At 74.3% G+C, this 9,595-nt stretch carries 11 protein-coding genes; 3 read left to right on the top strand and 8 right to left on the bottom strand.

Features of this window, described 5'->3' with window-relative positions; genetic code table 11:
- Positions 1–50 precede the first annotated feature (50 nt).
- Positions 51–1,292, bottom strand: coding sequence for an SPFH domain-containing protein (locus ACI79S_RS19565; RefSeq protein ID WP_456595113.1), 1,242 nt, complete (start codon positions 1,290–1,292; stop codon positions 51–53).
- A gap of 78 nt (positions 1,293–1,370) precedes the next feature.
- Positions 1,371–1,805 (bottom strand): NfeD family protein, encoded by a 435-nt coding sequence (locus ACI79S_RS19560; protein ID WP_456595112.1) that lies wholly within the window; start codon positions 1,803–1,805, stop codon positions 1,371–1,373.
- A 73-nt stretch (positions 1,806–1,878) separates the two neighbouring features.
- On the opposite strand from ACI79S_RS19560, the gene ACI79S_RS19555 reads away from it, so the two are divergent.
- Positions 1,879–2,613 carry a hypothetical protein gene (locus ACI79S_RS19555; protein ID WP_456595111.1) on the top strand — a complete coding sequence of 245 codons (735 nt, stop codon included), beginning with the start codon at positions 1,879–1,881 and terminating at the stop codon, positions 2,611–2,613.
- 112 nt (positions 2,614–2,725) lie between these two features.
- Here ACI79S_RS19555 and ACI79S_RS19550 read toward each other — a convergent pair whose 3' ends face one another.
- The 3 genes from ACI79S_RS19550 to fabG are packed head-to-tail and all read right to left on the bottom strand — an operon-like array spanning position 2,726 to position 5,357.
- Positions 2,726–3,862 carry a ferrochelatase gene (locus ACI79S_RS19550; RefSeq protein WP_456595110.1) on the bottom strand — a complete coding sequence of 379 codons (1,137 nt, stop codon included), beginning with the start codon at positions 3,860–3,862 and terminating at the stop codon, positions 2,726–2,728.
- Positions 3,863–3,900: 38 nt separating this feature from the next.
- Positions 3,901–4,671 carry an enoyl-ACP reductase FabI gene (fabI, locus tag ACI79S_RS19545; RefSeq protein WP_456595109.1) on the bottom strand — a complete coding sequence of 257 codons (771 nt, stop codon included), beginning with the start codon at positions 4,669–4,671 and terminating at the stop codon, positions 3,901–3,903.
- A complete protein-coding gene (fabG, locus tag ACI79S_RS19540; RefSeq protein WP_456590493.1) occupies positions 4,671–5,357 on the bottom strand; it encodes a 3-oxoacyl-ACP reductase FabG in 687 nt (228 codons plus the stop codon). The genes fabI and fabG overlap by 1 nt, the downstream gene beginning before the upstream one ends.
- Before the next feature lie 154 nt (positions 5,358–5,511).
- On the opposite strand from fabG, the gene ACI79S_RS19535 reads away from it, so the two are divergent.
- Positions 5,512–5,733 carry a zinc-ribbon domain-containing protein gene (locus ACI79S_RS19535; RefSeq protein ID WP_456595108.1) on the top strand — a complete coding sequence of 74 codons (222 nt, stop codon included), beginning with the start codon at positions 5,512–5,514 and terminating at the stop codon, positions 5,731–5,733.
- A 3-nt stretch (positions 5,734–5,736) separates the two neighbouring features.
- Here the strand turns inward: ACI79S_RS19535 and ACI79S_RS19530 are convergent, their stop codons facing one another.
- From ACI79S_RS19530 to ACI79S_RS19520, 3 genes are all read right to left on the bottom strand, one after another.
- Entirely contained in the window at positions 5,737–7,464 is a 1,728-nt protein-coding gene (locus ACI79S_RS19530) for an alpha/beta hydrolase (protein WP_456595107.1), read from the bottom strand.
- A gap of 134 nt (positions 7,465–7,598) precedes the next feature.
- Positions 7,599–8,285, bottom strand: coding sequence for a CPBP family intramembrane glutamic endopeptidase (locus ACI79S_RS19525; RefSeq protein WP_456595106.1), 687 nt, complete (start codon positions 8,283–8,285; stop codon positions 7,599–7,601).
- 87 nt (positions 8,286–8,372) lie between these two features.
- Positions 8,373–8,894: a MarR family winged helix-turn-helix transcriptional regulator gene (locus tag ACI79S_RS19520; protein ID WP_456595105.1), complete on the bottom strand. Its 522-nt coding sequence runs from the start codon at positions 8,892–8,894 to the stop codon at positions 8,373–8,375.
- Positions 8,895–8,981: 87 nt separating this feature from the next.
- On the opposite strand from ACI79S_RS19520, the gene ACI79S_RS19515 reads away from it, so the two are divergent.
- Positions 8,982–9,557 carry an NADPH-dependent F420 reductase gene (locus ACI79S_RS19515; RefSeq protein WP_456595104.1) on the top strand — a complete coding sequence of 192 codons (576 nt, stop codon included), beginning with the start codon at positions 8,982–8,984 and terminating at the stop codon, positions 9,555–9,557.
- Positions 9,558–9,595 lie beyond the last annotated feature (38 nt).

Genomic DNA, 9,595 nt, shown 5'->3' with positions numbered 1-9,595 from the left:
GCCCAGGACCTCGGAGGTCCTGGGCCACCGGCGTTCCGACGTCGGGCGGGCTACTCCGCGGGCAGCTGCGGCGGGCCGTCCGGGGCGTCCGGGTCGTCGCTGCCGGCCCGGTTGCGCGGATCGGCCGCCGGGCCGCTGTCGCGCACGTCCTCCTTGACCTGGGCGAGCGGCGGCGGCGTCGGCACCTGCGGCATGGTGCCCGCCGGCTGGTCGGCGATGCTGGACAGCTCGATCCTCGCCTCGGGCTGGTCGGCGGCCCGCGGCAGCGCCGACTCGAACCAGTCGCTGGTGTCCAGGCCGCCGTCCTTCGGCCCGGCGCTGCCACCGGACGGCTCGACGTCCATCCACGACTTGCCGCCCTCGGCGCCGCCCAGGCTGGCCAGCCCCTCGAGCGCCTTGCTGAACTCGCTGGGGACGATCCACATCTTGTTGGCGTCACCCTGGGCGATCTGCGGCAGCGTCTGCAGGTACTGGTACGCCAGCAGCCCCTGGTCGGGCTTGCCGTCGTGGATGGCCTGGAACACCGTCTCGATCGACTTCGCCTGGCCCTGCGCCTGCAGGTAGAGCGCGGCGCGCTCACCCTCCGCGCGCAGGATGCGGCTCTGCCGCTCGGCCTCGGCCTCGAGGATCGCGGCCTGCTTCTTGCCCTCCGCGGAGAGGATCGCGGCGGCCTTCTCGCCCTCGGCGGTCGTGATGGCCGACTGCCGGGCACCCTCGGCGGTGAGGATGATCGCCCGCTTGTCGCGGTCGGCGCGCATCTGCTTCTCCATCGAGTCCTGGATGGACGGCGGCGGGTCGATCGCCTTGATCTCCACGCGCGCCACGCGCAGACCCCACGGCCCGGTCGTGCCGTCGAGCACCGAGCGCAGCTGGCTGTTGATGCCGTCGCGGCCGGTCAGGGCGCCCTCGAGGTTCAGGCCGCCGACGACGTTGCGCAGCGTGGTCGTGGTCAGCTGCTCCATACCGGTGATGTAGTTGGCGATGCCGTAGACGGCCAGCCGCGGATCGGTCACCTGGAAGTAGACGACGGTGTCGATGCCGACCTGCAGGTTGTCGGCGGTGATCACCGGCTGCGGCGGGAAGGAGATGACCTGCTCGCGCAGGTCGATGGTGGCCCGCACCCGGTCGATGAACGGCACGAGGATCGACAGGCCCGGCGACAGGGTCCGGCTGTACCGGCCCAGTCGCTCGACGACCTTGGCCTGGGCCTGGGGGACGATCGTCACGCTCTTCGCGATCACGATGATCACGAGCACGGCGATGACGATCAGTGCGATGAGTGCCGCATCCACGGCGGGCTCCCTTCGTCGGGGGTCACCGATGATCCTGCCCTGCCGGGTCCACCCGGGTCAGCACCCTGGGGACGGGCTTCACTCCAGCGCGTCGCCGACGACCGCCGTCGCACCTTCCACCTGCAGGATGCGCACCGTCTCCCCGACGCCGAAGGACTCCGCGCTGTGCTGGCTGCGTGCGCTCCACTCGTCGGCCCCCAGCCGGATCCGGCCACCGGAGGCGTCGACGTGCTCGGTGACCTGCGCCGTCTTGCCGATGAGCGTGTCGACGCCGTCGAGCTGGAGCGGGGTGCGGTCGGTCAGGTGTTTCTTCGCGATGGGGCGCACCAGGACCAGGAGGACCCCGGAGATGATGATGAAGGTGGCCACCTGCAGCGCCAGCGCGCCGCCCAGCAGCGCGACGGTCATGCCGCCGAGCGCGCCACCGGCCAGCATCAGCAGCACCAGGTCGAGGGTGAGCATCTCGCCGACGGCCAGCGCCCCCGCACCGATCAACCACAGCAACCACGCCATGCACCGAGTCTGGCAGAGCCGCGGCCCCGGGACGCCCCGCGGCGGCCCGGCCACGCCGTCGTAGCCTCGACCGGTGCACGACTTCCCCGCCGGCCGGCTCGCGGTCTGGGCGACCGCCTGGCTGGGCGGGCGCACCTCCTACGACGAGACGCTGGAGGCGCTGACCGGCGAGCACGCGCATCTGGTGGCCGGTCTGCCCGGGAGCGCCGGGACGGTGCCACTCGGCGAGGCGCTCACCGCGCTGCGCGGCGTGGGCGAGCAGCGGCTGCGGCTGGTCCTGCCGGTACCCGGCGACGTGCGCGGGCTGCCCGCGGCGCCGGGCCTGGCCGCCGCGGCGCTGGAGGCGGGGCAGGCCGCCGTCGGGGCCCGGCTGGTGCTGGTCCCGCGGAGCGGGCCGGAGGTCGTCACCTGGACGGCGTTCCCGCTGGACGGTGCGGCGCCCCCACCGCCACCGGTGGAGGGCACGCTGCGGGCGGTCTCCGGGGCGCTGGACCTCGCCGTCACCGACGCGGCCCGGACGCTGGCGGGCCTGGACCTGGCCCGCTGGCACCCCGAGGTCCCGGCCCTGCTGGCCGATCTGGCGCGCCCCAAGCCGGCCCCCGGCCTGCCGTCCGACCACGACCCGCTGGCGCTGTCGGTGCTCGGGCGGGCCCAGCGGCTGGCGGCCGTGCTCGACCTCGCGGCCACCGACGCACCCGGGGCAGCGGTCAACCAGGCCCAGATCGCCGCCCGCGACGCCGCGCTGCGCCCGCTCTCCGACGCGGTGCGCGAGGCGGTCACCGCCTCCTACAACGACGTCCCGCGATGACGCCGTCGCCCTCGGGACGACACCGCCTCCACGTACCGTCCCCCTGCACCGCGGAGCCGCTGCGTCGCGCCTGCCCGGGCCCCTCCGGCCCCCGCTCGGCGCGACCGGACCGCTAGCGCGCTGGGCGCGGGGGCACGAAACAGCAGCTGGCCGGGCAGTTGGTGCCCAGGCGCGGCTCGCCGCCGGCGCGCCGCTCCTCGAGCAGCTCGCGCAACGAGGTCACGAAGGCCGGGTGCGTACCCGCCGTCGCTGCGCGCGCGAAGGCCAGGCCCAGCCGCTCGGCGGTCTCCTTCGCCTCGTTGTCGAGGTCCCAGATCACCTCGAGGTGGTCGCTGACGAAGCCGACCGGGAAGAGGACGACGGCCTGCTCCCCCGCCTCGGCCAGCGCCTCCAGGTGGTCGTTGACGTCGGGCTCCAGCCACGGCACCGACGGCGGGCCGCTGCGGCTCTGCCACACCAGGTCGAAGGGCCGGCCCGGGGCGGCGAGGTCGACCACCTGCTGCGCGGCCGCCTGCAGCTCGGCCTCGTAGGCGTGCCCCTCGGGCCCGGCGACGGCAGCCATCGTGTCGGGGATGCTGTGCGCGGTCGCCACCAGGCGGGCGGAGTCGCGCACCTCCTCGGGGAGCTCGGCCAGCGCCGCGGCGAGCGCGTCGGCGTTGGCCCGCACGAAGCCGTCGGCGTCGAAGTAGTGCGGCAGCTTCTCCGCCGTCGGCCCGCCCGGTGCGGCGGCGTCGCCGGTCAGCGCGGCGCGGGCCCGGGCGATGTCCTCGTGGTACTGCCGGCAGCCGGAGAAGGACGCGTAGGCCGACGTCGCCAGCACGTAGGCGTGCTGGATGCCGTCGTCGGTCATCCGCTGCCAGACGTCCTCCACGTAGGGCGCCCAGTTGCGGTTGCCCCAGTAGACCGGCAGGTCGATCCCGGCCGCGCGGAGCTCGGCCTCCAGCGCCGCGAGCAACGCCTTGTTCTGGTCGTTGATCGGGCTGACCCCGCCGAAGTGGTGGTAGTGCTCGGCGACCTCCTCCAGCCGCTCGCGCGGGATCCCACGACCGCGGGTGACGTTCTCGAGGAAGGGCATGACGTCGTCGTGGCCCTCCGGGCCGCCGAACGACAGCAGCAGCAGCGCCTCACGCCGGCCGGGCGGGGCCGGCTCGGCCGACGGCGGGACACCGCCGTTGTTGCGGACGGCGAGCGAGGGGTCCTGGTCGGGACGCTGGCCTGCGGGCGTGATGTCGACGATGGCGCGGGGCACGTGGGTTCTTTCTGCTTGCGGGGCGTCGACGGATGCACTCACACGCCGACGGCGTGGAAGCCCCCGTCGACGTGGACGATCTCCCCCGTGGTGGCGGGGAACCAGTCGGACAGCAGGGCGACGACGGCCTTGCCGGCGGGCACGGTGTCGGTGACCGACCAGCCCAGCGGGGCCCGTCCCTCCCACGCCTCCTCGAACTGCTTGCTGCCCGGGATGGACTTCATGGCCATGCTGCGCAGCGGGCCGGCGGCGACGATGTTGGACCGCACGCCCTCCGGGCCGAGCTCGCGGGCCACGTAGCGGCTGACCGACTCCAGCGCCGCCTTGGCCGCGCCCATCCAGCCGTAGACCGGCCAGGCGACGGTCGCGTCGAAGGTCAGCCCGACGACCGAGGACGGGTTGGCCAGCAGCGGCCGGCAGGCCTGGGTGAGCGAGGCGTAGGACCAGCTCGACACCTGGAACGCAGTGGCGGCGTGCTCCCAGGCCACCTCGGGGAAGCCCTCGCCCATCGCCTCCTGCGGGGCGAAGCCGATGGAGTGCACCACGCCGTCGAGGCGGTCGAAGCCCTGCTCGCGCAGCCGGTCGGCCAGCGTGGTCAGGTGCTCGGTGTTCGTCACGTCGAGCTCGACGACGGCGGCCTCCTGCGGCAGCCGCTTGGCGATCCGCTGGCACAGCGACAGGGCGCGGCCGAAGTTCGACAGGACGACGGTGGCGCCCTGCTCCTGCGCGATGCGGGCCGTGGCGAAGGCGATCGACGCCTCGGTCAGCACCCCGGTGATCAGGATCTTCTTGCCGTCCAGGATGCCCATCAGTGCCCCATTCCGAGTCCGCCGTCGACCGGGACGACCGCCCCGGTGATGTAGGCCGCCGCGTCCGACGCCAGGAAGCGCACGACGCCGGCGACCTCGTCGGCGTCGGCGTACCGGCCCAGCGGCACCTGGCCCAGGATCTCCTGCTGCCGGGCCTCGGGCAGCTCCGCGGTCATGTCCGTGGTCACGAACCCGGGTGCCACCACGTTCGCGGTGATGTTCCGGCTGCCGAGCTCGCGCGCGATCGACCGGGCCAGGCCCACCAGCCCGGCCTTGCTCGCCGCGTAGTTCGTCTGTCCGGCCGAGCCGAGCAGCCCGACCACCGAGGACACGAACACCATCCGGCCGGCCCGGGCGCGCACCATCTTCGGGGTCGCGCGCTTGGCGACCCGGTAGGCGGCGGTGAGGTTCGCGTCGACGACGTCGGCGAAGTCCTCTTCCTTCATCCGCATGAGCAGGCCGTCGCGGGTGATGCCGGCGTTGCTGACCAGCACCTCGACCGGCCCCTGGTGCTCCTCGACCTCGCCGAAGGCGCGGTCGACGTCCTCGGCGCTGGTGACGTCGCACCGGACGCCGAACAGCCCGTCGGGGGCGCCGCTGCCGCGGTGCGTCACCGCGACCGAGTCGCCCTGCTCGGCGAACGACCGGGCGATGGCCAGCCCGATCCCCCGGTTACCGCCGGTCACCAGTACCGACCTGCCCACGTGCCACTCCCCTGCGCCGACGACCCGGTGTTCCGGTCCGAACCTAGCCCTTGGGCGCAGGTCACACCGCCTACCGGCCGGTAGGGGCCGCGGGGGACGCCGCGCGCGCGTCGCAGCGATCGTCCACGCTGACGGGATGTTCTTCCTCTTCGGCTTCGGGACCAAGCAGCGGGACGCGGGCCCGGGGGCGACCCGCACCTGTCCCCGGTGCGGCAACACCGCGCGGTGGACCCGGGTCCGGCAGTTCCGGCAGCTCACGGTCTTCTTCGTGCCCGTCCTGCGGTGGCGACGCCGGCAGCTCGAGGTGTGCCCGGTCTGCGGGGCCGCGGTGGACGCCCGGCGCCCGGGCCGCCGCTGACAGTCAGTCGAGGAAGACCCGGCGGGCACGCTCGGTGTCGGTGCCGGTCCAGCCTGGCGGTGGCGCGACGATCGCCCAGGCGTCCAGCAGTTGGCCGGCGTAGTTGTGCCCGTAGCCCATCGGCGGTGAGGCAGCGTTGGTGAGGTCGGCGCTCACCTGCCAGAAGGTGACGACGGGGTACCAGCTCATCGCCGGGTTCACGCCGGCACCGCGGGGCTCGACGAGCCAGTCGGGCCGGCTGAAGAGCAGGTCCGGCGACCACCACACGACCGGATCGGTGGGGTGCATCAGGTAGGCGACGCGCGGCTCCAGCCAGGGTCCGTCGGGCTCCAGCAGGTTCTCGGGGGCATCGGCGAAGCGGACGACCAGCCCTCCCGCGTAGACGGGCGCGACCTCCGGTGTGCCGGGGTCCCGTCGCTCGACCAGCTGCGACCACAGCCGGTTGCTGTTCGGCGGGCCGGTCCACAGCACGCCGTCGGTGCGCTCGCGGATGTCGTTCAGCCCGTCGAACGCGGCTTCCGACCCGAGCGAGCCGAGGCTCTCGCCGTAGACCAGCAGCCGCGGCCGCCGGTTCTCGGGCTCCTGCTCCCACCGGGCGTGCACGGCGTCGAAGAGGCTGCGGCCCGCCTCCTGCGCGCGGCCGCGGTCGACGAGGAAGGAGATCCAGCTCGGCAGATAGGAGTACTGCGTGGCGACGGTGGCGACGTCGCCGCCGTACATGAGCTCCAGGGCCTCCGGTGCGGCCTGGTCCACCCATCCGGTGCCGGTGGTCGTCACGACCAGCAGCGCGGCCCGGTCGAAGGCGCCGGTGCGCTCCAGCTCGGCGACCGCCAGCGCGGCCTGCTCGTCGAAGTCCTCGGCACCGTCGAGGCCGACGTAGGCGCGGATCGGGGTCCGCACCGCGTCCTCGGGCAGCCCGGAGGCCCGGGCCATCCGGTCACGGGACGGGCCCCCGGCGACGAAGGCCTGGCCGTAGTGTCCCAGGCTGTCCCACGGCGACAGCGACGACGGCGAGCCCGAGCGCTCGTCGAGCACCGGCTGGGTCACGCCCGCCGGGGTCTGCTCGTTGCTCACGCTGAAGGTGGCGTCGGCGGTGTTGAGCGCCCAGCGCAGCACCACGCCGTCGATGATCCCGGCGGTCAGGAACGTCACCAGGACGGCACCGGCTGCCAGCGCGACGCGCGGGGGCACCGGCACCCACCGCCGCAGCTGGCGGGCGACCCGGCGGGCGAGCCACCGCAGACCACGGGCCGCGGCCACGAGGAGGACGGCGAGGACGACGAGCACCGGCGCCGCCCGTAACCAGCCGGCGCTGCTCTGCGGAGGCAGCTGGACCAGGGCGCGGGCCTCCCTCTGCCAGTCGGCGGCGATGACGAGGACGACGAGCAGGACGACCGGGATGCCGACGAGCAGCGCGGCCCACAGACCCCGCCGCACCCGATCGGGTATCGACCCGGCGGCCCACCCCGCCGCCCGCCGGTAGAGCGACGTCCGGCGGACGAGCCAGGCCAGCAGCACCCCGAAGCCGTAGCCGATCGCGGCGGAGAGCCCGCTCACGATCCCCTGGAATAACCAGCTGCGTGGCAGCAGGGAGGGCGTCATCGCCTGGAGCGCGAAGAGGGTCGCGACGACCAGCCCGGTCGGATCGGCCCGCAGCGCCCGCCAGCCCGGCCGGTCCGGCAGCCGGGCGGCTCCGTGGACGGGCCGGTCGATCGCTGTCCTGGTGCTCATGGGCTACGCGCCGTGACCGGTCACGGCGCCTGGCCGGTGAGGACCAGCGAGCTGATTCCCGGACCGAGGCCTCACCACGGGTCCCATGCGGGCGCCCCTACCCGCGATCGGGCAGCGCGAACGCCCCCGCCGGTTCACCGCGCGGCGACCGCGGCGGCCAGCAGGCCGAGGCTGTTGGTCGCCAGGTGCAGCCCCACCGGCGCCAGCAGGCTCCCGGTGCGCACCCTCAACCACGCGAAGAGCGCCCCGCCCAGGCCGGTGACGACCACCGTCCCGGCCACCGACAGGCTCGCCACCGCCGGCGGGAGCGCGAGACGGGTGCCGCCGAGGGCGGTGGCGACGTGCCACAGCCCGAAGACCACGGACGTGACCACGACGGCGGCATGGACCGGTAGCTGCCGCCGGGCCACCGCCAGCAGGACCCCGCGGAAGGCGACCTCCTCGCAGACGACGACGCCCACCGGGATCAGCACGAGGGCACGGAGGGCGAGCTCGCCGCCCGTCGGGCCGGCAACCGCGGAACCCGCCAGGACGGAGCGTGTGGCCGGGACCGCCAGCGCGACGAGGTAGCCGGCCGCGCCGACGGCGAGGGCGGCGCCACCCCACCGGGCGCCCGCCCGCCACGCCGAGCGGCCCAGGCCGAGCTCCGCCCACGTCAGGCCCGCGGCGCGAGCCGCCACGAGCAACCCGGCGGCCGCGGCGACGTTGACCACGGCACGGATCCCGGGCTGCGGTGGCAGGTGCGGCACCACGAGGTTGCTCCAGGCCAGCAGGCCGCCGGCCGTGGCGAGCAGGGGAAGCCGGCGACGGCGCACCCTCACGATGGCCTGGTCGGTGCGACTGCGGTTCGACCGGCCATGCACACGATCGTCGTCGCCCGCCCGGGGCCCGGCTCGTCGGGGAACGGCTCAGCCGACCGGTGGGCTCCCCGGGGCGTCGGCCGCCCCCGCCTCCCGGTGCGGGGTCATCACCACGCCATCGGGGTCGAGCCGCCCCAGCACGGCTTCGGTGATGGCGGCCAGCTGGCGGACCTGCTCGGCGTCCAGGGCGTCGACCACCGCGCGCCGCACGTTCGCCACGTGCCCCGGTGCCGCGTCCACCACCTTGTCCCATCCCGCCTCGGTCAGCTGGGCGTTGGTGGCCCGGCCGTCCTCCGGGCATGGGAAGCGCTGGACCAGGCCGCGGTCTTCGAGCCGCCGCACCACGTGCGAGAGCCGGGGCAGGGTCGCGTTCGTCCTCGCTGCGAGCGAGGTCATCCGCAGCGTGCGCCGGGGCGCCTCCGACAGCATCGCCAGCACGAAGTACTCGAAGTGGCTGAGACCGGCGTCGCGGCGCAGCTGGGTGTCGAGCACGCCGGGCAGGAGTTCGAGCACGGCGGCCAGCCGCACCCACGCCACCCGCTCCTCGTCGGTCAGCCACCGGGGTTCCATGACCCCATCCTAGCTTTTGGTTGACGGTACAACCAAGCGTGCGTACGGTCTCAGTTGTTGCTTCAACTAATCCGAGGGAGAGTCGTCATGGCACACGTCAGCATCATCGGCACCGGGAACATGGGTCAGGCCATCGCGGCCGTCGCCACCAAGGGTGGCAGCACGGTCGAGCTGATCGGCTCCGCGGACGCCGACAAGCAGGTCACCGGCGACGTCGTCGTCCTCGCGGTGCCCTACCCCGCTGTCGCGGAGGTGCTGGGCGCCCGGGCGGACACCCTGGCCGGGAAGGTCGTCGTCGACATCACCAACCCGCTCGACTTCTCCACCTTCGACTCGCTCGTCGTCCCCGCCGACGGCTCGGCCGCCGCCGAGATCGCCGCGGCACTGCCGCAGTCGCGGGTGCTCAAGGCCTTCAACACCACCTTCGCCGCCACGCTGGCCGCCGGCACCGTCGGGCCGCTGCCGACCACCGTCCTCATCGCCGGCGACGACGACGACGCCAAGGCCCTGCTCGCCGGCGTCGTCACCGCCGGTGGCTTGCGCGCGGTCGACGCCGGCTCCCTGCGGCGCGCCCGCGAGCTCGAGGCCGTCGGCTTCCTGCAGCTCACCCTGGCCGCGGCCGAGAAGATCTCGTGGACCGGCGGCTTCGGGCTCGTCGAGTGACCCGCCCCTCCCCCGCTCGCACCATCCGCTCGGAGAGA

The sequence above is a fragment of the Blastococcus sp. SYSU DS1024 genome (genome assembly GCF_054050795.1).
The sequence above is the reverse complement of the archived record's forward strand: the minus strand, read 5'-3'. Positions and strand labels throughout refer to the sequence as shown.